We start from the raw sequence: 26,241 nt of genomic DNA, 5'->3' as shown, positions 1-26,241 counted from the left end.
ATCAGTCCAGTAGGGAAAGGGTAACGGGCGTCAGGTGGTTATCTTCGACGCGAACATGCAGCTCGCCTTCGCCCAGCTTGGCTTTAAGGCGTTGCCCGGGCTGGGTCTGTTCGGCGCTGCGAATCGCCTGGCCGCGCTCGTCCAGCAGAATGCTGTAGCCCCGACCCAGGGTGGCCAGGGGGCTGACCACCTGCAGGGTCTGGACCTGGCTCTGCAACTGCAGGCGCCTGGATTTGAGCCCCTCGCGCATCGCCCTTGGCAAGCGTTCGGCCAGGCTTTCCAGGCGCTGGCGCAGCATGGCCAACTGGCGGCCGGGGTGCTGGCCGGCGAGGCGGGTTTCGAGGCGGATCAGGCGTTCGCGGCGGGTATTGAGGCTGCGTTCGAAGGCCCGGCGCATGCGCATGTCCAGGTCGTCCAGGCGTTGTGCCTGCTGACGCAGGCGTTCGCCGGGGTGGCGCAGGCGTCGAGCCATGCCCTCCAGGCGCAGGCGGTCCCGGGCCAGACGGTCGCGCATGCGCATCACTAGTCGGCGATGCAGGCTTTCGACGCGGCGTACCAGGTCGCTGGAGTCCGGGGCCAGCAATTCGGCGGCGGCTGACGGAGTAGGGGCCCGCACGTCGGCGACAAAATCGCTGATCGAGACATCGGTTTCATGGCCGACGGCGCTGACAATCGGCGTCACGCAGGCATCGACCGCACGGGCCACGGCTTCTTCGTTGAAACACCAGAGGTCTTCCAGCGAGCCGCCGCCGCGGGCCAGGATCAGCGCGTCGAAACCCCGGGCATCGGCCATTTGCAGAGCGCGGACGATCTGCGCGGTGGCTTCTCGGCCTTGCACGGCGGTAGGGATCAGCGTCAGGGCAACCTGCGGTGCGCGGCGGCGAAACACGCTGATGATGTCGCGAATCACCGCGCCGGTGGGCGAACTGATAATGCCGATGCGCTGCGGATGGGCCGGCAGTGGCCGTTTGCGCTCGGCACTGAACAGGCCTTCGGCGCTGAGTTTTTCCTTGAGCGCATCGAAGGCCAGGCGCAGGGCGCCATCACCGGCCGGCTCCACGGTATCGAGGATCAACTGATAGTCGCCACGCCCTTCGAACAGCGAAACCTTGCCCCGTACCTTGACCGCCAGGCCATCCTTCAAGGCCTGGCGCACGCGAGCGGCGTTCTGCCGGAACAGCGCGCAACGTACCTGGGCGCCACTGTCCTTGAGGGTGAAGTAGACGTGGCCGGAGGCCGGGCGGGCGAGGTTGGAGATTTCGCCCTCGACCCAGATATTGCTGAACACATCTTCGAGCAACACCCGCGCGCGGCCGTTGAGCTGGCTGACGGTCAGGACCTCGCGGTCCAGGCCGAGTCTTGCAAAGGGATCTTTAATCATGGGGCGCAGTTTAAAGGCGAGCCTCGCCAGGGAACAACGCAAATCGGCAAAACCCTGAGTGGCTTGTGCCAGCGGCTAGAGGGCGCTGCGAAAGGTCTCGATAAATTGCGCCACCAGGGGCGTCGGTTGCTGGCGGCAGGCAAGGGCGACAGTGCTTTGGCAATCCGGGTCGGCCAGGGGCAGGAAATGAATGTTCGCCGGGGCGATATCGCGCATCGACTGCGGCAGCAGGGCAATCCCGAAGCCGGCCTGGATCAGCTGCAACTGGGTGGTCTTACGCGACACCACCCGCGCCGCCTTGGGGAAAAAGCCCTGGCGCATGCAGAGTTCAGCCGACAGGTAACTCAGGCCGCCCCGTTGCGGGTGGGGGATGGAGATAAAGGCTTGCTGCTTGAGATCCGCCAGGTCGATGCCCCGGGGCGGAGGATCCAGCGCCAGGGGATGCTGCGGCGGCACGGCGAGCAACAGCGGCTCGTTGAACAGCGGGATGATCTGCACCCCTTCGCGCTGGCGCAGTACGGGCAGACGCAGCAGGCCGATATCCAGGCGACCTTGCGCCAGCTCCTCCAGCTGCGCCTCCGACGACAGCTTGACGATGTCCATGTTGGCCCCGGGGCAGTGTTCCAGGTAGGTGCTGATGGCGCCCAGCAGACGCCCGCTCATGGGCACGGTGCTGGAGTGGCTCAGGCGCAGGGTGCCCAGTTGCCCGTGGCCGACCTGGGTCGCGTGTTCGCTGGCCTTGTGCAGTTCGGTCAGTAGCGTGCGTGCCCGGGGGAAAAACGCTTCGCCCGCAGCAGTCAGCCGGGGCAGGCGCGAGGTGCGTTCGAACAGCGGGGTTTGCAGGTGGCTTTCCAGTTCCTTGATCTGCCGGCTCAACGCCGACTGGGCCACGAACAGGCGCTCGGCCGCCGCGCTGAAGCTGCCGCACTCGGCGATTTCCACGAAATAACGCAACTGGCGGGTCGAAATCACGAGTCATGCCTTTTTGAGATGAGTAAGTGCCCAGGACGATATTAGTCGCAAGGCTCGCCGCTGGCTAAAGTCATCTGCAACTGGATAAGGGGTCAATTGATGAGTGCGCTTGAGTTGTTGAGTCAGTGGTCGTTCAGCCCTTCGGCTTGGTTGTTGATCGGAGTCGGTATTGTCCTGGCTTATATAGTGTTCGGCGTTGCCGGCTTTGGTACGGCGCTGGTGGCGGGGCCGATCCTGATTCTGTTCATGCCGCTGTCGAAGATCGTACCGCTGCTGGTGCTGCTGGATTTCGTCGCGGCCTTCGGCAACCTGTTGCCGTCGCGCAAAGACGTGGCCAAGCCTGAATTGCTGCGTTTATTACCCTGCATGGCGGTGGGGTGCACCCTGGGGGTGATCTTCCTGCTCAACCTCAAGTCCGACCTGTTGCTGTTGATGATGGGGCTGTTTATCAGCGCCTACGCGGTTTACAGCTTGTGGATCAAGGCCCGGCCAACTCGCCTGGCAGCCGGTTGGGCGGTCCCCATGGGGATCGTCGGCGGCTTGTTCGGTGCGCTGTTTGGCAGCGGTGGGTTCCTCTACGCCATTTACCTCAACAGCCGCCTGCCCAAGGATCCGGCGCGGGCGACCCAGAGTGCGCTGATCAGTTGCAGCACCGTGGTCCGCTTGAGCCTGTTTATGCTCGCCGGGGTCTATGCCGAGCTACCCTTGTTGGTGTTGGCCCTGTGTCTGTTGCCGGCGATGGCCCTGGGGCTGTGGATCGGCCGGCGGGTCACCATGAAGCTTTCACGGGAGGCCTTTGTCCGACTGGTGACCTGGCTGGTGCTGGCCAGCGGGCTGGCCCTTATCGGTCGCTACCTGAGCACTTGACCTGTGGGGTCCAGGGATTAAGCTGCCGGCCCGCAGGCTTGTCATTGGCCCACCGCCACCCGCCTCGATGCGGGTACCGGTTCGCCGCTGATGATGCCCATGCTGACGACGCAGCTCTTTCCTTTCAGACGTTCCAGGCCTCACCCCATGAATTCGCAAAGCATCATCGTCCCGAAAATCTCCACCTTGCCGGTGCACGAACCGCGCGCGCGGGCGATCGTGCGCTGGCTGGTGCGCAAGAACATTATCGAAGAGACCCTGAGCACCTGCGGCCGTACCGGCAATCGCATGGCCCATGCCATTGCCCCGGGTGCGCGGGCGGTGGCGCTGCACCCGGAAGCGCTGCCGTTTGGCGAGCCGATCAACGGCCTGGAGATCATCACCGCACGTTGCATCTATACCCCGGCCAAAGGCTTTCTCGAAGAAGCCGGTTGCGCCGAGTGCCGCCAGGAAGTCGGCGAGGCGCTGTTCGAGAGCCTGGAGGACTGGATGCCCGGGCGCACCGATAACTTCACTTGCCCCCTGTGCGGCCATGAAGACGACATCAACGGTTTCCTGTTTCTTCAGGAATGCGGGTTTTCCAACCTGGGCTTTATCTTCAACAACTGGGCCGAGGCCGGGTTCAAGCAGGACTTTATCGATGAGTTCGCCGATTGGCTGGACGTGCCGGTGAGCTGGGTGAAGGTCGAGTTGTAATACCGGGCTGACCGAGCGCCGACAAACTGCGCAACGGGGCTAGAGGAGGGGGTGAGGGAGGGGACGACGTTGCGCTTGATATAGACGTAGCAGCGCGACAATTGCCCCACCCATCACCCCGTCGATATTAGGCATAGTTTTACATTGAGCCGGCGGGGCTGTCTGAGTATAATGGCGCGCTTCCAATTTCCCGCCCGGGAGCCCCCGCGATGCTGCGTATCAGCCAAGAAGCCCTCACCTTTGACGACATTCTTCTAGTCCCCGGTTATTCCGAGGTACTTCCCAACGAAGTCAGTCTAAAGACCCGTCTTACCCGTGGCATCGAGCTGAATATTCCACTGGTCTCCGCCGCCATGGACACCGTCACTGAAGCCCGTCTGGCAATCGCCATGGCTCAGGAAGGCGGCATCGGTATCATCCACAAGAACATGACCATCGAGCAGCAAGCTGCCGAAGTGCGCAAGGTCAAGCGTTACGAGGCCGGTGTGGTCAAGGACCCGATCACCATCGAGGCCGAAGCCACTGTTCGCGAGCTGTTCGAACTGACCCGCATGCACAACATCTCCGGCGTTCCGGTACTGCACGATGGCGACCTGGTCGGCATCGTCACGTCCCGTGACGTGCGTTTCGAGAACCGTCTGGAAGCCACTGTCCGTGAAGTGATGACGCCTAAAGAGCGCCTGGTCACGGTCAACGAAGGCGCCGACAAGAACGACGTCCGTGAGTTGTTGCACAAGCACCGCATCGAGCGCGTGCTGATCGTCGACGAAAAATTTGTCCTGAAAGGCATGATGACCGTCAACGACATCGAAAAAGCCAAGGCTTACCCGCTGGCCAGCAAGGACGACCAAGGTCGTCTGCGTGTAGGCGCTGCGGTCGGCACCGGCAAGGACACCGGCGAGCGCGTCTCGGCCCTGGTGGCTGCCGGCGTTGACGTGGTGGTGGTCGACACCGCCCACGGTCATTCCAAGGGTGTGATCGACCGCGTGCGCTGGGTCAAAGAGAATTTCCCTGAAGTGCAAGTGATCGGCGGCAACATTGCCACCGGCGCTGCGGCCAAGGCCCTGGTTGAAGCGGGCGCCGACGCAGTCAAGGTCGGCATCGGCCCAGGCTCGATCTGCACCACCCGTATCGTTGCCGGTGTCGGCGTGCCGCAAATCAGCGCCATTGCCAATGTGGCATCGGCTCTTGAAGGCACCGGCGTGCCGTTGATCGCCGACGGTGGCATCCGCTTCTCCGGTGACCTGTCCAAGGCCATCGTTGCCGGCGCTTCCTGCGTGATGATGGGCTCGATGTTTGCCGGTACCGAAGAGGCACCAGGCGAAATCGAACTGTTCCAGGGTCGCTCCTACAAGGCTTACCGCGGCATGGGTTCGCTGGGTGCGATGTCTCAGGCGCAAGGTTCTTCCGACCGTTACTTCCAGGACTCCTCCGCGGGTGCCGAGAAGCTGGTTCCGGAGGGCATCGAAGGCCGTGTTCCGTACAAGGGCACCCTGAGCGCGATCATCCATCAACTGATGGGCGGCCTGCGTTCCTCGATGGGCTACACCGGCAGTGCCGACATCGAAGAGATGCGCACCAAGCCTGAATTCGTGCGGATCACCGGCGCCGGCATGGCCGAATCCCACGTGCACGACGTGCAGATCACCAAGGAAGCGCCAAACTACCGCGTAGGTTGAGGCTTCAAGCAAATCGTTAAGCAACCGGGGCTGTTTTATTCAGCCCCGAGTTGTTTCTGAATCACGACTGTTACTGATTGACTTAGACGAGACTGAATCATGGCCCTCGATATTCACGCTCACCGCATCCTGATCCTCGACTTCGGTTCGCAATACACCCAACTGATTGCCCGCCGCGTGCGTGAGATCGGCGTGTACTGCGAACTGCATCCGTTCGACATGGACGAGGATGCCATTCGCGAATTCGCTCCAAAAGGCGTGATCCTCGCCGGCGGTCCCGAGTCCGTGCACGAAGCCAACAGCCCTCGCTGCCCGCAAGCCGTGTTCGACCTGGGCGTCCCGGTCTTCGGTATCTGCTACGGCATGCAGACCATGGCCGAGCAGTTGGGCGGCAAGGTTGAAGGTTCCGAGTTGCGTGAGTTCGGTTACGCCCGGGTTGATGTGGTCGGCAAGAGCCGCCTGCTCGACGGCATCGAAGACCACGTCGACGCCGATGGCCTGTTCGGCCTCGACGTGTGGATGAGCCACGGTGACAAGGTCACCAAGATGCCGGAGGATTTCCACATCCTCGCCAGCACCCCGAGCTGCCCGATCGCCGGCATGTTCAACGATGCTCGCGGCTACTACGGCGTGCAGTTCCACCCGGAAGTGACCCACACCAAGCAGGGCGGTCGCATCCTCTCGCGCTTCATCCTCGACATCTGTGGCTGCGAAGCGCTGTGGACCCCGTCGAAAATCGCTGAAGACGCCATCGCCCAGGTTCGCGCCCAGGTCGGCACCGATAACGTCCTGCTCGGCCTGTCCGGCGGTGTGGACTCCTCGGTGGTTGCCGCGCTGCTGCACAAGGCCATCGGCGACCAGCTGACCTGCGTCTTCGTCGACAACGGCCTGCTGCGCCTGCACGAAGGCGAGCAAGTGATGGCCATGTTCGCCGAGAACATGGGCGTCAAAGTGATCCGCGCCAACGCTGAAGAGCAGTTCCTGAACAATCTGGCTGGCGAAAGCGACCCGGAGAAGAAGCGCAAGATCATCGGCCGCACCTTCATCGACGTATTCGATGCCCAGTCCAACAAACTGGACAACATCAAGTACCTGGCCCAGGGCACCATCTACCCGGACGTGATCGAATCGGCTGGCGCCAAAAGCGGCAAGGCCCACGTGATCAAGTCCCACCACAACGTGGGTGGCCTGCCGGAAGAGATGAACCTCAAGCTGGTAGAACCGCTGCGCGAACTGTTCAAGGACGAAGTCCGTCGTCTGGGCCTGGAACTCGGCCTGCCGTACGACATGGTCTACCGTCACCCGTTCCCGGGTCCGGGCCTGGGTGTGCGCATCCTCGGCGAAGTGAAGAAGGAATACGCCGACCTGCTGCGTCGCGCCGACCACATCTTCATCGAAGAACTGCGCAAGGCCGACTGGTACCACAAAGTCAGCCAGGCGTTCGTGGTGTTCCAGCCGGTGAAATCCGTAGGCGTTGTTGGCGATGGCCGTCGTTACGCCTGGGTCGTGGCCCTGCGTGCCGTGGAAACCATCGACTTCATGACCGCGCGTTGGGCACACCTGCCTTACGAGCTGCTGGAAACCGTCAGCGGCCGCATCATCAATGAAATCGAAGGCATCTCCCGCGTGACGTATGACGTGTCGAGCAAGCCGCCGGCGACCATTGAGTGGGAATGATCCCGTCGTCTCACCCAAGTGAGAGCGTCGTGAAGCGGATGAGCGTTTGCTAGTTCGCAAGGAAGGCTCCTGATCGCAAGATCAGGGGCCTTTTTTTTAACCATACGGGCTGCCCACCGAGGCAGCCTGCGGATAGGGATGTTGCGATGAGTCTGTTCAGCAAGGTACTGCGCACCCTGGGCCTGGCGCGGACAGCTCTGGAGTCGCCGGGCGCAGTGGTGTCGCCACCCCTGACACGCTTTGATCGTTTTGCAGCTGATAATCGGCAGGCCTTTGAGCAGATCGGCGCCTTGCCGGAGGAGCAGATTGTGGCCGAGGAGCGGCGGCTCGCGGCCGAGGTGACGGAGATTCTGCGGTCGCTCAAGCCGCTGATTGGCGAGGGCGTATCGCGCCTGGAGATCCAGGAGCATGTGCTGCAGCAACTGGACAGCCGCGACCTGTTGCCTGCGCTGGTGGGCTACAAGGGTTACCCGGCGGCAGTTCCGGTGTCGGTCAACGCTGAACTGATCAGCGTCCCCCCTTCGGAAAAACTGTTGCCGGCCAGTGCGCTGGTCAAGGTCGAGGTCATGGCTTCATCGCGCAAGGGGTATGGTGCGCAGTCCTGGACCTTTGCCACGCCTGATGCCAGTGCTGAGCAACTGCGCTTGCTGGCCTGTGCCAAGCAGGCGCTGGAGCAGGGGCTGAGGCAGGTGCGAGCAGGGGCGCCGGTGGGTGATATCGGCGCCGCCATCCAGGATGTGCTGGATACCCAGGGCTTCAGTGCGGTGGCTGAGTACTGCGGCTACGGCATGGGCCGGCAGCGGATCCAGGAGCCTCAGGTCCTGGGTTATCGCGCGGCCGGGAATAGTGCACCGATGGTGGCCGGGCAGGTATTGAACGTCCAGGTGCTGGCCAAGGCCGGGAGCCGCGCTATCCGGATCAGGGCCGATGGCTGGAGCGTGCTCGCTCAGGACCGAGGCGATGGTGTGGTGTTGAGCGCCATGATTCGGGTCACCGAAGACGGGGCGGAGCGCCTGAGCCGATTCGTCGACTGATCGCGTTCAGTTGACGTACACATGGCGATCTCACCTGGGGTGGATCGCCATTTGTGTTTCCAGGTATTGGAAATACGCGGTTTTCCAGGGGTCGTGCAATACCAGGAAAGACATTGCCCCCGCCTGCCTCTGGGCTGCTGTGTACCCTTTGAGCCTCACCCCTGCTGTTTGCGCCTGGCGGCGGATTGTCCGTCGAGCGGGTAGGTTTGATCTTTTTGTGGTTGTCAGTTGACAACCATTCATTGCTGGCGATACTGGAGGCCACGGATGGCTCGTGCAATTCATCCCAAGAAAGACATCGAGATGGCGTTGCGTTACGCCGAGTGGCAGGGCTGGCGTGTGGAGGTGGGGGGCAGCCATGCCTGGGGCAAGCTTTATTGCCCCTACAACAGCGAGCTCTGTCGTTGCGGCGCGTTTTGCATCAGCAGCATCTGGTGCACGCCGAAGAACCCGGGCAGTCACGCCCGGGCGTTATGCCGGGTGGTCGACAACTGCACCCTCAACCAGATGCGTGGCGCCAAGCCCGTATCCCATGGCCGGGAGTCATGATTATGGAATACCTGTTCACCCTGACTTACCTGTTGCCCGCCGACGATTGCGAGGTCGATGCCTTGATCGAGCGCCTGGGGGCTGCAGGTTGTGATGATGTGCTGATCGGCAGCGGGCTTGCAGGGCGCCTGGCCCTGGAGTTCTGCCGCGAGGCCGAGAGTGCGCAAGCGGCGTTGTTCAGCGCGTTGGGTGATATCAAGCGCCTGATCCCCGGCGCGCGGCTGGTGGAGGCGAGCCCGGATTATGTCGGTTTGAGCGATATCGCCGACCTGGTCGGGGTTTCCCGGCAGAACATGCGCAAGTTGATGCTCACCCATGCCGCCACCTTTCCGCTGGCGGTGCATGAGGGCAGCGCTTCGTTCTGGCATCTGGCGGAGGTCTTGAGCTGGCTGCAAGCCAAGGGCGGCTACGTGCTCAAGCAGCCGATGATCGAAGTGGCGCGGGTGGCGCAACACGTGAATACCCACAAGGAGTCTCAGCGCATCGGGCCTCTGAAGACCGAGTTGCTGGCCTTGATCGGCTAACGGCGGGCGACATCCGAGAAGTAGAACTTGTCCAGGGTATGCCGTGATTCGGTGTACTCGAACTGGCGGCCATCCTGCAGGAAGGTCTGGTTGCTGACCACGATCACATGGCTCTGGCCATCGAGGTCGAGGTGCTGCTGGTCGTCCTTGCTGCGGGGAGTGGCCTCGATGGTGCGTTGGGCGTAGCTGATCTGCAATTGCAGGGTCTGCTCGATATAGGCGTAGATCGAGTGCTCGGCAATCTGCCGGTCGAGCCCGGGAATCAGTTCGGCGACAAAGTGGTTGATGTCGAGAATGACCCGTTTCCCGTCGATGCGCCGTACCCGTTTGATCCGAGTGATCAGGCTGCCTGGCTCGGCTTGCAGGTGTTCGGCCAGCGCACCTTCGAGAGGGAACTGGCTGAACTCCACGACTTCGGTGCTGACATCGTTGCCCAGGCGTGGGTAGGTTTCCTGAAAGCTGACGATGCCGCCCAGCTGGAACTCGATCGGGTTGGGCGAGAGCACGAAAGTGCCTTTGCCGTGGATCTTTTGCGCGAAGCCGCGTTCCTGGAGCTGTTCGATGGCTTTGCGGACGGTGCCGCGACTGGCCTGGTAGCTGTCCATCAACTCGGTTTCGGAAGGCAGGCGGGCGCCGCGTTGCAGGCGTTCGGTGGTGATACTGGCAAGCAGATCGGTGTAGATCTGGTTGTATTTGCTCATGGGATGGCTCTATGCCGGGCTGTGCTCAAGGCAGGAACCTTAAGGGCAGGCTCCCGGTTTGTCCATCCGCCGGGCCGTGCAGCTGCTTGCATGCAGGCGCTTCCAGGAGCCTCTGGCGCAGGCTGCGGCGAGCCAGCGGCGGCAGGCTTGTCTCAGGGCCCACGCGTGCTGAAAACCGCCTGGAACGCTTGGTATCGGCCCTCGACCCGATAGCTGTGCGGAACAGGGCGGGACGGTTTCAGAATAGACAAAATCAAACTCGTCTGTACGAGTTGTTGCTTTAACTCGTACAGACGAGTACTTTTCGCTTCGGCGTGCTGCCAATAACAAAAAACCAGAGCGGACGAACAAGCATGAGCCACGACTATTCGAAAATCGCCAGCGAGATGCTGCACAGCCTCGGTGGCGCAGAAAATATTGAGCAGGCCGCGCATTGCGTCACTCGCCTGCGCCTGGCCCTCAAGGACCCGAGCCGGGTAGACAGCGCAACGTTGAACCAGATCGACCTGGTCAAGGGATCGTTTTTCACCGGTGGCCTGTTCCAGGTGGTGATCGGCCCCGGCGAGGTGGAAAAGGTCTACGCCGCCTTGCGTCAACTGACGGGTTTGGCCGCGGCCACCATTGCCGATGTGAAGCAACGGAGCGCCGACAAGATCAACCCCATGCAGCGCCTGGTGCGGGTGTTCTCCGATGTGTTCATGCCGATCCTGCCGGCCCTGATCATCGCGGGCCTGCTGATGGGGGTGAACAACCTGATCGGCGCCAAGGGCATGTTCATCGAGGGCCAGACCCTGCTGGAGGCTTACCCGACGCTCGATGGCGTGTGGAGCCTGATCAACCTGATGGCCAACACCTCCTTTGTGTTCCTGCCGGCGCTGGTGGGCTGGTCGGCCGCCAAGCGTTTCGGCGGCAGCGAAATCCTCGGCATCGTCCTGGGCCTGATGCTGGTGCATCCCGACCTGCTCAATGCCTGGAACTACGGCAAGGCCGTGGCCGGGCTGGACGGCCAGAGCCTGCCGTACTTCGACATCCTCGGTTTGTTCCAGATCGAGAAGGTGGGCTACCAGGGGCAGATCCTGCCGATCCTGCTGGCGGCCTACGTCATGAGCGTGATCGAGAAATGGCTGCGGGCTCGGGTGCCGAATGCCATCACGTTGCTGGTGGTACCGATCACCACCATCGTGGTCACCGGGGTGCTGGCGCTGGCGATCATCGGCCCGGTGACCCGTCACCTGGGGATTCTCATTACCGAAGGCGTGGTCACCTTGTTCGACCTGGCGCCAATGGTCGGCGGGGCGATTTTCGGCCTGCTCTACGCACCGCTGGTGATTACCGGTATGCACCACATGTTCCTGGCGGTGGACCTGCAATTGATCTCCACCCAGGGCGGCACCTTTATCTGGCCGATGATCGTCATGTCCAACCTGGCCCAGGGCAGCGCGGCGCTCGCGGTGTTCACCATGAGCCGCAATGCACGGGATCGCAGCATGGCGTCGACTTCGGCAATTTCCGCTTACTTCGGCATCACTGAACCGGCGATGTTCGGCGTCAACCTGCGCTACAAGTTTCCGTTTTATGCCGCGCTGATCGGCTCGGCGCTGGGCAGCATTTTCCTTTCGCTGAACAAGGTCCAGGCCTCGGCGATCGGGGTCGGCGGCCTGCCGGGTTTCATCTCGATCATCCCGCAGTACATCCCGATGTTCGTGATCGGCATGGTCGTCGCCCTGGTCGTGCCCTTCGCGCTGACCTGCGCCTTGAGCCTGAAGATCATTCGCCCGGGGTATCGCGTTGCTTGATGGCCGCGGCGTGCCGGGGCACGGAACGCAAGCGGCAGCACAGGTTTTATTGAATTCGATTTCTTGAGGAAACCGCCATGCAAGACTGGCAGCGTTCGGTGATCTACCAGATCTACCCGAAGAGTTTTTACAGCCACTCAGGCCAGGCCACCGGTGATCTGTTGGGGGTGGTCGACAAGCTCGACTACCTGCATTGGCTGGGTGTCGACTGCCTGTGGCTGACCCCGTTCCTGCGCTCGCCGCAGCGTGATAACGGCTATGACATCAGCGATTACTACGCCATCGACCCGAGCTACGGCACCATGGCCGATTGCGAGTTGCTGATCAGCGAGGCCGACAAGCGCGGCATCAAGCTGATGCTGGACATCGTGGTCAACCACACCTCCATCGAGCATGCCTGGTTCCAGCAGGCCCGCAGCAGCCTGGACAACCCCTATCGCGACTTCTACATCTGGCGCGACCAGCCGAACAACTGGGAGTCCAAGTTCGGCGGCTCGGCCTGGGAATATGAGGCGCAAACCGGGCAGTACTACCTGCACCTGTTCGACCACACCCAGGCCGACCTGAATTGGGACAACCCCAGGGTGCGGGCCGAAGTGTTCAAGATGATGCGCTTCTGGCGCGACAAGGGGGTCGGTGGGTTCCGCCTGGACGTGATCAACCTGATTTCCAAACCGGCCAACTTCCCCGAAGACAGCAGTGACGGTCGGCGCTTTTACACCGACGGCCCCAACGTGCACAGCTATCTGCAAGAGATGCACCGCGAAGTCTTTGCCGGGCATCGCTTGATCAACGTCGGCGAGATGTCTTCCACCAGCCTTGACCACTGCATCCGCTACTCGCGTCCGGATTCGCAGGAATTGTCGATGACCTTCAACTTCCACCACTTGAAGGTGGACTACCCGAATTTGCAGAAGTGGGTGCGTGCCGATTTCGACTTCCTTGAACTCAAGCGCATCCTTTCTGACTGGCAAACCGGGATGCAGGCCGGCGGCGGCTGGAACGCGTTGTTCTGGTGCAACCACGACCAGCCACGGGTGGTCTCGCGTTTTGGCGATGACGGCGAGCATCGCGTGGTGTCGGCGAAAATGCTCGCCACCGCGCTGCACTTTCTCCAGGGCACGCCGTTCGTGTACCAGGGGGAAGAGCTGGGCATGACCAATCCGGGCTTTGACAGCATCGACCAGTACCGCGACGTCGAGACCCTCAATATCTATCGCCTCAAGCGCGAAGCCGGTGAGTCCGAGGCGTCGAGCATGGCGGCGATCATGCAGAAGTCGAGGGATAACGGGCGCACACCCATGCAGTGGAACAGCCAGGCCAATGCCGGATTCACCAGCGCCGAGCCCTGGATCGGCGTACCGGCCAATGCTGCGCAGATCAACGTCGAGGGCCAGCTCGAAGACCCGGCCTCGGTGTTGCGTCACTACCGTGGGCTGATTGCCTTGCGTCGCAGCGAACCGTTGATTCAGCACGGCCAATACCGCCAGTTGCTACCCGAGCACCCTCGGGTCTGGGCCTACCTGCGTGAGGGGGAGGGCGAGCGGTTGCTGGTGGTGAACAACTTCTACGGCAGCCACTGCGATGTCGAGTTGCCGGAACAGGCCATCGGCGACGCGGCGCAGCAACGGCTGCTGATCAGCAACTACGACGATTGCCCGCCGCGCACGCGGCAGTTGTCGTTACGACCTTATGAATCGTTCGTCCTGCACCTGATCGATCGCTAGCAACAACCCCCCGGCCAGTGAACCCGGTGTGCCTAGCACGCCGTGGGCTTGCTGTTGCCAGCGAGCGCCTGCCGGGGCAAACCAAACACAATAAAAATAATGGGGTGGCTTATGAAAACAACAATAAATCGCGGCCTTGCTGCGTCCTGCGTGTGCCTGGCCTTGCCGTTCTCGGCCCAGGCCCTGGAGTTTGCCGGGTACATGCGCAGCGGCGTAGGGACATCGGTCAACAGCAGTTCGCAGTCCTGCTTCCAGTTGCCCGGTGCCCAGTCCAAATACCGGTTGGGTAACGAGTGCGAGCAGTACGCGGAGCTGGAGCTGCGCCAGGATCTGTACACCCTCGACGACGGTTCGGTGCTCAGCGTCGATGGCATGGCTTCGCTGTACAACCGCTACGATCGCAACCTGACCTTCCAGGGCGAAAACGGTGCGGCGCGCATGCCGCAGATGTACGCCCAGTGGTCGAACATGCCCAGCCTCAACGGCGGTTCGCTGTGGGCCGGGCGGCGTTACTACAAGCGTAACGATATTCATATTTCCGACTTCTACTACTGGAACCAGAGCGCCACTGGCGGCGGTATCGAGGACGTGCTGATTGGCGATCTGAAATACAGCTACGCCTTTTCGCGCAAGGACAACCTGTACCAGAAGGACGCCATCAATCGGCACGACTTCAACGTTTCCGGGTTTGATACCAACCCCGGCGGCGAGCTCGAGTTCGGCCTGAGCTACATCGACAAGCCCGACCGTCGCGATGCCCACCGCGGTTGGGCGATCACGGCTCAGCACGTGCAGAAGAACTTTCTCGGCGGCAAGAACAAGCTGGCCCTGCAGTACGGCGAAGGCCCGGGCACCGGGCTCGGCTACACCGGCGACGTGCACCTGGACGACAACAACAAGAGCTACCGGCTGGTGGAGTTTTTCGACTGGCAGGTGACCCCGCGTTTTGGCGGCCAGGTCGAAGCGGTCTACCAGAAAGACATTCGCCCTGACGGCAATGACCAGAACTGGATTTCCCTGGGAGTCCGCCCGGCGTACGCCATCACCGAGCAATTCAAACTGGTCACCGAACTGGGCCACGATCAGGTGGAGGCCCCCGGCGGGACGCGTAAGCTGAGCAAGTTCACCTTCGCCCCGACCTGGTCGCCCAAGGGCCCGGATTTCTGGGCGCGCCCGGAAGTGCGCCTGTACTACACCTATGCCAGTTGGAACGAGGCGGCCAAGCGCGCGGCCAATGAATTGGCGGCGGGCTCGGCCCTCTCCGACACCGGGGCCTTTGGCACCGCGCGGCATGGGGCGAACGTCGGTCTGCAGGTCGAGTATTGGTGGAAATAAGCGAGGCCTGCGGGGCTCGCGCTCCATCGGCATCCATACGAACAAACAGCAGGTGAAGTCATGGCCACAACCCAACAATTGCAACTGCTGGCACCGCTGTCCGGGGTGCTGATGCCCCTGGACCAGGTGCCGGACCCGGTCTTTTCCAGCCGCGTGATCGGTGACGGGGTGTGCATCGATCCGACCTCGCAGACCCTCTGCGCGCCGCTGGCCGGGGTTATCAGCAACCTGCAGCACAGCGGCCATGCGCTGAGCATTACCAGCGAGCACGGGGTCCAGGTGCTGATGCACATTGGCCTGGACACGGTGAACCTGGCCGGCCAGGGCTTTACCCGGCGAGTGGAGGAGGGCCAGCGGGTCGAGGCCGGCCAGCCGCTGATCGAGTTCGATGCCGATTACCTCGCCCTCAACGCCCGCAGCCTGTTGACCCTGATGCTGGTGGTAAGCGGTGAGCCGTTCAGCCTGCTGACCCCGGGCCTGATTGCCGTGGAGGCTGGCCAGCCGTTGTTGCGCCTTGATGCCGGCGAGCAAGTCGCAGATGTGGCAGAGCAGACTGAGTCGGGCACTGCGGTGTTTTCCAAGCCCGTCAGCCTGCCCAACCCCAACGGCTTGCACGCGCGGCCGGCGGCGGTGTTCGCCCAGGCGGCCAAGGCCTTTGGCGCGAGCATTTATTTGCATAAGCAGCAGAGCAGCGCCAACGGCAAATCCCTGGTGGCGATCATGGCCTTGCAAACCGCCTACGACGACAAGGTGCAGGTCAGCGCAGTGGGGGCGGATGCCGACGCGGCGATTGCGGTACTGTCCGAGCTGCTGCTGGCCGGCTGCGGCGAGGTGGTCAGCACGGTGTTCGCTGCCCCGGCCAGCACACCGCTCGCGCCGTTGTCGCAGACCTTGCTGCGTGGGGTGTGTGCGTCCGCAGGTTCTGCGTTTGGCCAGGTGGTGCAGGTGGCTGAACAGCACCTCGACATTATCGAGACGGCCACTGACCCGCGCCGCGAGCAGGCAACGTTGCAGCGTGCCCTGGGCGAGGCGACCCAGGCCCTGCAGAGCCTGGGGGAAAACGCCAGCGGCCAGGTCCAGGCGGAAATCTTCAAGGCCCATCAAGAACTATTGGAAGACCCCAGCCTGTTGGAACAGGCCCAGGCGCTGATCGAGACCGGCAAGAGCGCGGCCTTTGCCTGGAACAGCGCGACCCGCGCCACCGCCGAGCTGTTCACTCGTTTGGGTAGCAGCCTGCTGGCCGAGCGTGCGCTGGACCTGGCCGATGTCGGGCAGCGGGTACTGAAGCTGATTCTTGGGGTGGAGGACCGCGACTGGGTCCTGCCGGAGCAGGCGATCCTGATTGCCGAACAACTGACGCCTTCTCAGACAGCCGGGCTCGATACCCGCAAAGTGCTGGGATTTGCCACCGTGGGCGGCGGCGCCACCAGCCATGTGGCGATCCTCGCTCGGGCCCTGGGCTTGCCGGCAATCTGTGGCCTGCCGGAACAGGTATTGGCCGTGCCCGCCGGTACGCGGGTGTTGCTGGATGCCGACCAGGGTGAGCTGCATCTGGACCCCGAGCTGGCGGCGATCGAGCGCTTGCAGGCGCGACGTCAGCAGCAACAGCAGCGCCATCAGCAGGATGTGCAGCAGGCAGCCCTGGCCGCGGTGACTCGCGATGGGCACCACATCGAGGTGACGGCCAACGTCGCCTCGCTGGCCGAAACCGAGCAGGCCGTCAGCCTGGGTGGGGAAGGCGTGGGTCTGCTGCGTTCGGAGTTTCTGTACCAGCAGCGCAGCGTCGCTCCCAGTCATGAGGAGCAGGCCGCCACCTACAGCGCCATCGCCAATGCACTGGGGCCGCAACGCAACCTGGTGGTGCGGACCCTGGATGTCGGTGGCGACAAACCCCTGGCGTACGTGCCGATGGACAGCGAAGCCAACCCGTTTCTCGGCATGCGCGGGATCCGCCTGTGCCTGGAGCGTCCGCAACTGCTGCGCGAGCAATTGCGCGCAATACTCGCCAGCGCCGGGCTAGCGCGGCTGCACATCATGCTGCCGATGGTGACCCAGCTGTCGGAGCTGCGCCTGGCGCGGCACATGCTTGAAGAAGAGGCCCGGGCGCTGGGGCTGCAGGCGCTGCCCAAGCTGGGAATCATGATCGAAGTGCCGGCCGCGGCGTTGCTCGCGGATCGGTTTGCCCCCGAGGTGGATTTCTTCTCCATCGGCACCAACGACCTGACCCAGTACACCCTGGCCATGGATCGCGATCACCCACGCCTGGCGAGCCAGGCCGACAGCTTTCACCCGGCGGTATTGCGCCTGATCGCCAGCACCGTGCAGGCCGCCCATGCCCACGGCAAATGGGTTGGGGTGTGCGGTGCCCTGGCGTCGGAAACCCTGGCGGTGCCGCTGCTGCTGGGGCTGGGGGTGGATGAGCTGTCGGTCAGCGTGCCGTTGATCCCGGCGATCAAGGCGACGGTTCGCGAGGCGCTGCTGCAGGATTGCCAGGCCCTTGCCGAGCAGGTGCTGAACCTGGAAAGCGCCGAGCAGGTGCGTGAGGCCTTGCATCGGCATCAGGCGCTCGCGGCGGTTACCTCATTGGTTGTGGAGAACTGAATATGTTCGAGAAATTGCAGCGAGCGTTCTGGAAGGCCCTGACGCCGGATCTGATTCCGGAGACGGCGGGCGTTGCGCTTCCAGCCCAGGGCGATAGCGGGTTGAATCCGGCGGTGCTGGCAGCCCTGGGCGGCAGTGACAACCTCAAGTCGCAACAACCCTTGGCCCTGACCCGGGTGCGCGTGGAACTGCGCGACCCGAGCCAGCTGGACCCCGTGGCGCTGGTGGCGGCCGGGGTGCCGGGGATCATGCCCCTGGCCGGTGGCGTGGTGCATTTGCTGCTGGGGCTGCGGGCCGGGTGAAACACCGGCCGGGCTCTTGGCCACAGGCGGGCGGTTCGCTCGCCCGGGGCCAGGCCCGCCAGGGTTTATTCACAGCGTTGGTCGATCTGGCTGCTGTAGCGGCGCGGAGTGCTTTTACGAGGGCGCTCCATCGGCGTGCTGCGGGGGCTTCTCCAGACATCGATCACCGCTCGGCCATGGGCCAGCCCGGCGTCCAGGGCGGCCTGGGTCGTCGAGTAGTCGTGCCCATAGGGTGGGCAGGCAAAGTGCACCGAGAAGCAGGTGTGCTGGCCTTGCCCGGAAATCCGTCCGATGTAGCTGAAGGTCTCGCTGCTGTCGGCGCACCCGAAGTCCGGCGAGCCGGGCTCCTTCAGGATCATGACGTAGATGTCATGTTCAAAATGGGTGTGTTGGTACCAGCAACCGGAAATTCCATGTTCCATTGTCTTATTCCTCGCATTCTGCTGTTTCGCTATCGCGAAAATCGCTCTGCTTGAGCCCCGGAACCACGACCAACCTCTGGCCGATTTCCGCTGCTCCCCTGGATCACTGCGTGGCTGCGGGCAGCCCTGCAGGTGTATCAAATACGGTCAATGACGTGCGTTTCTCCAGCTCGCGGGCGGCGCGCAGCACCAGGTCGTCGCGACCGAAGCGGGCAATGATCTGCAAGCCGATGGGCAGGCCGTCGGGCGTCAACCCGCACGGAATGCTCAGGGCCGGTTGCCGGCTGAAATTGAACGGGAACGTGGTCGGCTGCCACATCATCGAGACCTCGGCCGGCCAGTCCGGCGGCATGCTGTGCTCGATGGCGAACGGCGCGACCATGGTGGTCGGTGTCAGCAACAGGTCGTAATCGCTGAGAAAGTCGTGCAAGCCCTTGGCGACCGAATTGCGCTCTTCCACCGCACAGGCGTAGGTCAGGGCATCGGTGCGGCGCGCTCGGGCCTGGCAGTCCAGGAGAAAGTCACCGGCCAGGTGCTGGTGCTCGATGGGCAGCTCGCTGGCCATGGCCCGGGCAACCTCGACCGGCCAGGCGTCCAGATAACGCGGCGCCGGGTTGCCGATATCCGGCGACGCCTGGACCAGGGTCGCTCCGGCCTGCTCCAGCAGCGTCGCGGCTGCCTGGCAGGCGCGGGCAATGTGCGGGTCGACATGGGCTGCGTAGCCCAGGTCGAGGCTGAAGGCGATGCGCAGGCCGCGTACGCCGTCTTCGATGTTCGGTAAAAAACCTGGAGTGGCATGGGGCCAGGCGAAGGGCTCCCGCGGTTCGTGTTCGCTCATCAACTCCAGCAGCAAGGCGATATCGCGCACATGGCGGGCGATCGGGCCTTCGGCCGCCATGCCCCCCGGGTCGATACTCGGATAGCCGGAAATCAGTCCATGGCTGGGCTTGAACCCGACCACCCCGCAGAAACTCGCTGGCGTGCGGATCGAGCCGGCCGCATCGTTACCGGTCGCCGCCGGAGCGAAGCCCGCCGCGACCCCGGCGGTACTGCCGCCACTGCTGCCACCGGCATGCAGTTCAAGGTTCCATGGGTTACGGGTGATGCCGGTCAGCGGGCTGTCGGTCAGGGGCGTACTGCCCAGCTCGGGCAAGGTGGTCTTGCCGATGAAAATCGCCCCGGCCCTGCGCAGCTTTTCCACCAGGCTGGCGTCGCGGGTCGCGGGTGCTGCATCAGCCAGGGCCCGGGATCCGTTACGCGTATACCAGCCGGCAATGTCGGTGTTGTCCTTGATCAGCAGGGCAATGCCATCGAGCCGGCCCTGTGGGGTGCCCGCCGCCCAGCGCGCGGTCGAGGCCTGGGCTGCCAGCAACGCATTCTGGTCCTGGCGCTCGCAGACCGCATTGAGCAGGGGGTCGAGACGGTCCATGCGCGCCAACAGGGTCTGCAACAGGTCGACAGGGGTGAAGCGCAGCGTGGCAAAGCCATCGAGCAGGGCCTCGATCGACAACAGGTGCAGGGCAGGTTGGGGCAACACAGGCAATGGCATGGGCACGACTTCAATCATGGGAGCCCGCACGCCAGGCGCGGGGCACCGCAATAGTTATAGAGCCGCCCGGTACCCGTGGGTACGAGGCGGATGGGCACTTCAGCGTCCGCTGGTGACCTTGACCCAGGTGCGCGTGCGCACACGCTCGACCTTGGCCGGCAACGGCTTGAGCGGGAACAGCAGCGTCATGGCTTCGCTGGATGGGTACAGGTCAGGGTTGTCGCGCAGCGACTGATCGACCCAAGGCAAGGAGTCCTTGTTGCCGTTCGGGTAGCCGACGAAGTTGCTGATGGAAGCAGTGACCTGGGGTTCCAGCAGGTAGTTGAGGAACGCATGGGCGGTGTCGACATGCTTGGCGCCGGCAGGGATGGCCACGGTGTCGAACCAGATCAGGGTGCCTTCCTTGGGAATGCGCATCTCGATGTGCACGCCGTTCTTGGCTTCGTTGGCGCGGTTGGCCGCCTGCAGGAAACCGCCGGAGTAGCCGACCGCGACGCAGATGTTGCCGTTGGCGATGTCGCCCATCCACTTGGCGCTGTGGAAGTAGCGGATATAAGGCCGCAGCTTGAGCAACAGGGCTTCGGCCTTGCGGTAGTCTTCGGGGTTCTGGCTGTTCGGGTCCAGCCCGAGGTAGTGCAGGGCCAGGGGCAGCATTTCGGTCGGCGAGTCCATGAAGGTCACGCCGCACTGGCTGAGTTTCTTCAGGTTTTCTTCTTTGAACACCAGGTCCCAGCTATTGACCGGCGCATCCTCGCCGAGCAATTGGGTGACCTTGTCGCGGTTGTAGCCGATCAGGTTGGTGCCCCACATGTAGGGGATCACGTAGCGGTTGCCGGGGTCGCTCTGCTCCAGCAGCTTCATCACGGTCGGGTCCAGGTGCTTCCAGTTCGGCAGCAGGCTGCGGTCCAGGGGCTGGAAGGCGCCGGCGGTGATCTGTTTGCTGACAAAACTGCTGGACGGCACCACCACGTCATAACCGCTGTTGCCGGTCAGCAACTTGGCTTCCAACACTTCGTTGCTTTCGAAAATGTCGTACTTGACCTTGATCCCGGTGCTGGCTTCGAAATCCTTGATGGTGTTGGGCGCGATGTATTCCGACCAGTTGAAAATATTCACGGTGCGCTCGGGGGCGGCGCTGGCGCTCTGCGAGGCGGCCAGTGCAAGGCCCAGTGCCGCGCTGGCAAACAGGGTGTGCAGGGATTTCATTCGACGACTCCATGTCTTGGATGAGCGGAGAGATCCGCGCGTCCATTCTTGGTCGGAATGCAATCGGAGAGAATGTTGCTAACGGTCAATAACGGTTCTTAAGCGTCATTTAACGGCCCGGACTGGCCGGCCAACTGCCTGAAACGGCCCGGGGCGACGCCGCTCCAGCGCTGGAAGGCATGACGGAAGCTGGCGGTTTCCTTGAACCCCAGCGCCTCCGCGATGCGGCATACCGACAGGTTCTGCTGGGCCAGCAATTGCTTGGCCTGCTTGTAGCGCAGTTCGTCGAGCAGCTTCTGGTAGCTGCTGTCCTGGGCGCGCAGGCGCCGGCGCAGGGTGCTGGGGGAGCAATGCACCTGCCGCGCCAGGCTGTCGAAGTCCGGCACGGCATGCAGCTGTTCGCTGAGGATGCGCCGCACCTGGTCGATCCATGCGGGGCGAGCGCTGAGTTCCTCGTTGAGCTCGATGCAGCGTTCGAGCATGCCGCCGTGGGTCACCAGATCGGCCAGGGGCAGGCGTCGGTCCAGCCATTCCAGGTCGAAACCGATGGCGTTGCGCCCGGCGTTGAAGTGCACCGGGCAATTGAAGGCCTGTTCGTAGGCGTCCAGGTAATCCGGTTGCGGGTGTACGAACTGCGCCTCGCGCAGAGGCAGAGTGCACCCCAGCAGGTCCTGGCAGGTGACCCGGAACGAGGACATGCAGAAGTCGGTGTTGAACACCTCAAGCTCCGGCGATTCGCTGTACTGATCGGCGGTCAGCCAGGCCAGCCCGTCGCGGATCTCCAGGCCCAGGCGGAAGAACGTTCCCAGCAGCAGCGGATAGCGCAGCGCCAGGGTCAGGCCCTCGCGCAGGTTGGCGCTGGTCAGCAGGGTCAGGCCGAACATGCCGTAGGCTGAAATATGCAGGCAGCGCCCCAGGGCCAGCCCCAGGTCCTGGCGAAACACCAGGGCGTTGGCGAATACCCGCAGTTCCTGGCCGATGTTGATCAGGCTATTGGGCAGCTCGACGTCCGACAACTGGATACCGCTGCCTTCGAGCAGCACCTCAGGGGGCACCTCGGTGCCGCGAAACGCGTCGAGCACGGCCTGAGTCGTATGCAATGTGGTCAGGCGCAATGCCGCCATGACTGACCTCTGAACGGGTAAGGGAGCATGACTTTAGGGGCTCGACGCGTCAGGTTCAATTGATCAGGGCCAATCAGTGGATGCCAAGGGCGTATTTGTTCGGACTGAATCGTTTAATCCGGTGTTTATTGTCACCTTGGCACAGCGCTTCGCCGGTGTTGTGCCCCTGCGTCCTGTCGCCGCGCTGCCCTTACTGTTTCTCAACTGCGGGTGTATCGTATTCGCCTTTTGCGGGCTCAGGCCTGCCGTAGATACGTGAGGTAGTTGAGTCCATGTCCTTTACCCGTCGACAAATACTCGGTGGTCTGACCGGTCTTGTAGTGGTTGGCGTGGGGGTGGGAGGGGCGTCGCGCTATTGGCTGGGGAAAATGGCCGATGCCGAGGCCGGCCACGATTACCAGTTGATCGCTGCGCCCCTGGACGTCGAGTTGGTGCCGGGGCACAAGACCGAGGCCTGGGCGTTCGGCCCTTCGGCGCCGGGCACCGAGCTGCGGGTGCGCCAGGGCGAATGGCTGCGGGTGCGTTTCATCAATCACCTGCCCGTGGCCACCACCATTCACTGGCACGGTATCCGTCTGCCGCTGGAGATGGACGGCGTGCCCTACGTCTCGCAACTGCCGGTGCTGCCGGGGGAGTTCTTCGACTACAAGTTCCGCGTGCCGGATGCCGGCAGCTACTGGTATCACCCCCATGTGAACAGCAGCGAGGAGCTGGGGCGTGGCCTGGTCGGCCCGCTGATCATCGAGGAGCGCGAGCCCACCGGGTTCCAGTACGAGCGCACCCTGAGCCTGAAAAGCTGGCATGTCGATGAAGTCGGGGCCTTCGTGCCCTTCAGCATTCCCCGCGAGGCGGCCCGAGGCGGCACGGCCGGGCGCCTGTCGACCATCAACGGTGTGTCCCAGGCGGTGGTCGAGCTGCCGGCCGGTCAGATCACCCGGGTACGCCTGCTCAACCTCGACAACACCCTGACCTACCGGATCAACATTCCCGGGGTCGAGGCGCAGATCTATGCCCTGGATGGCAACCCTATCGAACCGCGACCCCTGGGCAAGGAATACTGGCTGGGCCCGGGCATGCGCATCTGCCTGGCGATCAAGGCCCCGCCGGCGGGTGAAGAGCTGTCGCTGCGCAATGGCCCGGTGCGCCTGGGCACCTTCCGTTCGGTGGCCAACAACGACGCCCCGACCTCTTGGCCGCCGACCTTGCCGGCCAACCCGATTGCCGAGCCCGACCTGGAGAGCGCGGAAAAGCTCAACTTCAACTTCGAGTGGGTTGGCTCGGTTTCGGTGAACGTGGACAATGGCAAGCCGCCCAGCCTGTGGCAGATCAACGGCAAGGCCTGGGACATCACCGACAAGACCTGCGCCGACCGCCCGATTGCTACGCTGAAAAAGGGCAAAAGCTACATTTTCGAATTGAAGAACATGACCCAGTATCAGCACCCCATCCACCTGCACGGCATGAGCTTCAAAGTCATCGCCTCGAACCGGCACACAGTGATCCCGTATTTCACTGACACCTACCTGCTGGGCAAGAACGAGCGCGCCCGGGTGGCCCTGGTGGCGGATAACCCGGGGGTGTGGATGTTCCACTGCCATGTGATCGACCACATGGAAACCGGCCTGATGGCCGCCATCGAGGTCGTCTGATGCGACAGATTCGTCCGGCCCGGATCATCGACCGCAGCCGCGATCAGGACTTCATGCGTGAAGCCCTGGTCCTGGCCGCACAGGGCGCGGCCCTGGGCGAAGTCCCGGTGGGGGCGGTACTGGTGCTGGACGGTGAGATCATCGGGCGGGGCTTCAATTGCCCCATCAGCGGCAGCGACCCCAGCGCCCATGCCGAGATGGTCGCCATCCGCGCGGCGGCCCAGGCACTGGACAACTATCGCCTGCCGGGCAGCACCCTCTACGTGACCCTGGAGCCGTGCAGCATGTGCGCCGGCCTGATCGTGCACTCGCGCATTGCCCGGGTGGTCTACGGCGCGCTGGAGCCCAAGGCCGGCATCGTGCAAAGCCAGGGACAGTTCTTCAACCAGGGTTTTCTCAACCACCGGGTGCTGTTCGAAGGTGGGGTCCTGGCCGAAGAGTGCGGCACCGTGCTGAGCGAATTCTTCAAGGCGCGCCGGGCCAAACCGGCCCTGTGACCTGTGGCGAGGGAGCTTGCTCCCGCCGGGCTGCGCAGCAGCCCCAAACCAGCCTTCACATGACTTCAGTCGGACCGCGCTTGTCGAAACCGGGAGGGCTGCCCCCTCCAGCGGGAGCAAGCGCCCTCGGCACAAGTTGAACTATTTTTTGGCGACGATCACGGCACGCATTGGTGCCGGCAGGCCTTCGATGGTTTTGCTGTGGTCGTTGGGGTCGAGGAAGTCGCTCAGGGACTGGTACTTCATCCACTCGGTGCCGCGCTGTTCCTCGATGCTGGTCACGCTTACATCCACGCAGCGCACCTCGCTGAAACCTGCCCGGCGCAGCCACAATTCCAGGGCCGGCACCGAGGGCAGGAACCATACGTTGCGCATCTGCGCATAGCGGTCTTCGGGCACCAGCACCTGCTGCTGGTCGCCGGCCACCACCAGGGTTTCCAGCACCAGCTCGCCGCCTTTCACCAGGCAATCCTTGAGCGCCAGTAAATGCTCGATGGGTGAGCGACGGTGGTAGAACACGCCCATGGAAAATACCGTGTCGAAGCCTTCCAGGTTCGGCGGCAGGTCTTCGAACGGGAACGGCAGGTGCCACACCGCAGGCTGCGACAGGTAGCGTTGCACTGCCTGGAACTGGCAGAAGAACAGCCAGTTGGGATCGACCCCGATCACGCTGTGGGCGCCGGCGCCGAGCATGCGCCACATGTAATAGCCATTGCCGCACCCGACATCGAGGATGCGCTTGCCCGCCAGGTCCAGGTGCGGGGCGACCCGCGACCATTTCCAGTCCGAGCGCCATTCGGTGTCCACGTGCACCCCGAACAGATCGAACGGCCCCTTGCGCCACGGCGACAGGCCCATCAACGCGCTACGCATCTGTGCCCGGGTGGCGTCATCGCACTCGGTGTCCAGGGTCAGGCCATTGAGCAGGTCGACTTCACTGGGCTGGATCTTCGGCAGCGCATCCAGGGCGCTCTGCCAGCGCTCCAGGTCGCCGTGGCCCTTTTCCATCTTCTTGTCGAGTTGCGCTTGCAAGGTATTGGCCCAGGCGGCCAGGGGCGTACCGGCCAGGCGGCGGGCGAGGGGGGACAGATCGATCATGGCAAGGCAATCAACGAGGCAAAGTTAAGACACTGGAACCACGGCACGACTTTCGAGAAACCGGCCGCCAACAGGCGCTCGCGGTGTTCTTCGAGGCTGTCGGGCTTCATGACGTTTTCGATGGCGCTGCGCTTCTGGGCGATTTCCAGCTCGCTGTAGCCGTTGGCGCGCTTGAAGGCGATATGCAGATCGGTGAGCAGCGCGTGCTCCTGCTCATCGTTGAAGCGCAGCTTCTCCGAGAGGATCAGCGCACCGCCCGGCAACAGCGACTGCCGGATGCGCCCGAGCAGGGCCGTGCGCTGCTCCGGGGCGATGAACTGCAGGGTGAAATTGAGCGCCACCACCGAGGCCGGCTGGAACTCCAGGGCCAGGATGTCGCCCTCGATCACCTGCACCGGCAGCAACTCCTGGAACATCGAGTCCTGGCCGTTGAGGTATTCCCGGCAACGCTCGACCATGGCCGCCGAGTTATCCACCGCGATCACTTTGCAACCGTCGGTCCGCACATGGCGGCGCAGGGCCTGGGTCACCGCACCCAGGGACGAGCCCAGGTCGTAGAGCACGCTATTGGGCTGGGCGAATTGCGCGGCGAGCACGCCGAGGTTTTCGACAATGGTCGGATAACCCGGGACCGAGCGCTTGATCATGTCCGGGAACACCCGCACCACATCCTCGTTAAAGGCGAAGTCGGGCACCTGGGCCAGGGGCTGGGCGAAAAGGCGATCGGGGTCTTGGCTCACGGCGGTTCCAGCGGCGGATGGTGAAAGAGGGGGCGGCATTGTAGCCGCTGCCGCAGGCTGCGATAAGGCCCGAAAGGGCCTCAGGTGCCTGCGGGCGACACAAGGTGCGCCGTCT

23 protein-coding genes are annotated in these 26,241 nt (G+C 63.3%); 14 read left to right on the top strand and 9 right to left on the bottom strand.

Annotated features, from left to right (window positions below; all coding sequences use genetic code 11):
• Position 1: 1 nt before the first annotated feature.
• Both xseA and JFU57_RS01090 read right to left on the bottom strand, forming a co-directional pair.
• On the bottom strand, positions 2-1,381 hold the full coding sequence (gene xseA, locus JFU57_RS01095) for an exodeoxyribonuclease VII large subunit (protein WP_201127727.1): 1,380 nt from the start codon (positions 1,379-1,381) through the stop codon (positions 2-4).
• 75 nt (positions 1,382-1,456) lie between these two features.
• Entirely contained in the window at positions 1,457-2,353 is an 897-nt protein-coding gene (locus JFU57_RS01090) for a LysR substrate-binding domain-containing protein (protein ID WP_201127725.1), read from the bottom strand.
• A gap of 99 nt (positions 2,354-2,452) precedes the next feature.
• Between JFU57_RS01090 and JFU57_RS01085 the strand changes: the two genes are divergently transcribed.
• From JFU57_RS01085 to JFU57_RS01055, 7 genes are all read left to right on the top strand, one after another.
• Entirely contained in the window at positions 2,453-3,220 is a 768-nt protein-coding gene (locus tag JFU57_RS01085; protein ID WP_201127723.1) for a sulfite exporter TauE/SafE family protein, read from the top strand.
• A 147-nt stretch (positions 3,221-3,367) separates the two neighbouring features.
• Positions 3,368-3,916 (top strand): sugar ABC transporter ATPase, encoded by a 549-nt coding sequence (locus JFU57_RS01080; RefSeq protein WP_201127721.1) that lies wholly within the window; start codon positions 3,368-3,370, stop codon positions 3,914-3,916.
• Positions 3,917-4,125: 209 nt separating this feature from the next.
• Positions 4,126-5,595, top strand: a complete 1,470-nt coding sequence (guaB, locus tag JFU57_RS01075) for an IMP dehydrogenase (protein WP_078472013.1) — start codon at positions 4,126-4,128, stop codon at positions 5,593-5,595.
• Positions 5,596-5,694: 99 nt separating this feature from the next.
• Positions 5,695-7,272: a glutamine-hydrolyzing GMP synthase gene (gene guaA, locus JFU57_RS01070; RefSeq protein WP_078472012.1), complete on the top strand. Its 1,578-nt coding sequence runs from the start codon at positions 5,695-5,697 to the stop codon at positions 7,270-7,272.
• Between the two features lie 146 nt (positions 7,273-7,418).
• Positions 7,419-8,306, top strand: a complete 888-nt coding sequence (locus JFU57_RS01065) for a M24 family metallopeptidase (RefSeq protein ID WP_201127719.1) — start codon at positions 7,419-7,421, stop codon at positions 8,304-8,306.
• A 267-nt stretch (positions 8,307-8,573) separates the two neighbouring features.
• Positions 8,574-8,855, top strand: coding sequence for a hypothetical protein (locus JFU57_RS01060; protein ID WP_078471996.1), 282 nt, complete (start codon positions 8,574-8,576; stop codon positions 8,853-8,855).
• Between the two features lie 2 nt (positions 8,856-8,857).
• Positions 8,858-9,379 (top strand): helix-turn-helix transcriptional regulator, encoded by a 522-nt coding sequence (locus JFU57_RS01055; protein WP_020298496.1) that lies wholly within the window; start codon positions 8,858-8,860, stop codon positions 9,377-9,379.
• Here the strand turns inward: JFU57_RS01055 and treR are convergent.
• Entirely contained in the window at positions 9,376-10,080 is a 705-nt protein-coding gene (gene treR, locus JFU57_RS01050; protein WP_020298497.1) for a trehalose operon repressor, read from the bottom strand. The two genes, JFU57_RS01055 and treR, sit on opposite strands and share 4 nt — an antisense overlap.
• Before the next feature lie 353 nt (positions 10,081-10,433).
• Here treR and treP point away from each other — a divergent pair, with 353 nt between their 5' ends.
• From treP to JFU57_RS01025, 5 genes are all read left to right on the top strand, one after another.
• On the top strand, positions 10,434-11,876 hold the full coding sequence (treP, locus tag JFU57_RS01045; RefSeq protein WP_201127715.1) for a PTS system trehalose-specific EIIBC component: 1,443 nt from the start codon (positions 10,434-10,436) through the stop codon (positions 11,874-11,876).
• Between the two features lie 77 nt (positions 11,877-11,953).
• Complete coding sequence (treC, locus tag JFU57_RS01040; protein WP_078471994.1) at positions 11,954-13,603, top strand: alpha,alpha-phosphotrehalase; 1,650 nt, start codon at positions 11,954-11,956, stop codon at positions 13,601-13,603.
• Between the two features lie 111 nt (positions 13,604-13,714).
• The gene (locus tag JFU57_RS01035) at positions 13,715-14,938 is read left to right on the top strand and encodes a maltoporin (RefSeq protein WP_078471993.1); all 1,224 of its coding nucleotides are present in this window, start codon (positions 13,715-13,717) and stop codon (positions 14,936-14,938) included.
• 60 nt (positions 14,939-14,998) lie between these two features.
• Entirely contained in the window at positions 14,999-17,539 is a 2,541-nt protein-coding gene (gene ptsP, locus JFU57_RS01030; protein ID WP_201127713.1) for a phosphoenolpyruvate--protein phosphotransferase, read from the top strand.
• Positions 17,540-17,541: 2 nt separating this feature from the next.
• A complete protein-coding gene (locus tag JFU57_RS01025) occupies positions 17,542-17,841 on the top strand; it encodes a PTS transporter subunit EIIB (protein ID WP_078471991.1) in 300 nt (99 codons plus the stop codon).
• A 65-nt stretch (positions 17,842-17,906) separates the two neighbouring features.
• Here the strand turns inward: JFU57_RS01025 and JFU57_RS01020 are convergent, their stop codons facing one another.
• The 4 genes from JFU57_RS01020 to JFU57_RS01005 form a co-directional block, all read right to left on the bottom strand.
• On the bottom strand, positions 17,907-18,263 hold the full coding sequence (locus tag JFU57_RS01020) for a hypothetical protein (protein ID WP_201127712.1): 357 nt from the start codon (positions 18,261-18,263) through the stop codon (positions 17,907-17,909).
• A 103-nt stretch (positions 18,264-18,366) separates the two neighbouring features.
• Positions 18,367-19,812, bottom strand: coding sequence for an amidase (locus JFU57_RS01015; RefSeq protein ID WP_201127711.1), 1,446 nt, complete (start codon positions 19,810-19,812; stop codon positions 18,367-18,369).
• A 99-nt stretch (positions 19,813-19,911) separates the two neighbouring features.
• Positions 19,912-21,018 (bottom strand): polyamine ABC transporter substrate-binding protein, encoded by a 1,107-nt coding sequence (locus tag JFU57_RS01010; protein WP_078471989.1) that lies wholly within the window; start codon positions 21,016-21,018, stop codon positions 19,912-19,914.
• A gap of 98 nt (positions 21,019-21,116) precedes the next feature.
• Positions 21,117-22,142 carry an AraC family transcriptional regulator gene (locus tag JFU57_RS01005; RefSeq protein WP_078471988.1) on the bottom strand — a complete coding sequence of 342 codons (1,026 nt, stop codon included), beginning with the start codon at positions 22,140-22,142 and terminating at the stop codon, positions 21,117-21,119.
• A gap of 272 nt (positions 22,143-22,414) precedes the next feature.
• Here JFU57_RS01005 and JFU57_RS01000 point away from each other — a divergent pair, with 272 nt between their 5' ends.
• Together JFU57_RS01000 and tadA are read left to right on the top strand one after the other, a co-directional pair.
• Positions 22,415-23,791, top strand: coding sequence for a multicopper oxidase family protein (locus tag JFU57_RS01000; RefSeq protein ID WP_201127710.1), 1,377 nt, complete (start codon positions 22,415-22,417; stop codon positions 23,789-23,791).
• Entirely contained in the window at positions 23,791-24,288 is a 498-nt protein-coding gene (tadA, locus tag JFU57_RS00995) for a tRNA adenosine(34) deaminase TadA (protein ID WP_078471986.1), read from the top strand. The genes JFU57_RS01000 and tadA overlap by 1 nt, the downstream gene beginning before the upstream one ends.
• Positions 24,289-24,429: 141 nt before the next feature.
• On the opposite strand, the gene cmoB is transcribed toward tadA, so the two are convergent.
• Positions 24,430-25,386, bottom strand: coding sequence for a tRNA 5-methoxyuridine(34)/uridine 5-oxyacetic acid(34) synthase CmoB (gene cmoB, locus JFU57_RS00990; protein WP_201127708.1), 957 nt, complete (start codon positions 25,384-25,386; stop codon positions 24,430-24,432).
• Positions 25,383-26,165: a carboxy-S-adenosyl-L-methionine synthase CmoA gene (gene cmoA, locus JFU57_RS00985; RefSeq protein ID WP_178102973.1), complete on the bottom strand. Its 783-nt coding sequence runs from the start codon at positions 26,163-26,165 to the stop codon at positions 25,383-25,385. The genes cmoB and cmoA overlap by 4 nt, the downstream gene beginning before the upstream one ends.
• Between the last annotated feature and the right edge of the window lie 76 nt (positions 26,166-26,241).

This window comes from Pseudomonas sp. TH07, from assembly GCF_016651285.1.
Classification (GTDB): domain Bacteria; phylum Pseudomonadota; class Gammaproteobacteria; order Pseudomonadales; family Pseudomonadaceae; genus Aquipseudomonas.
The sequence above is the reverse complement of the archived record's forward strand: the minus strand, read 5'-3'. Positions and strand labels throughout refer to the sequence as shown.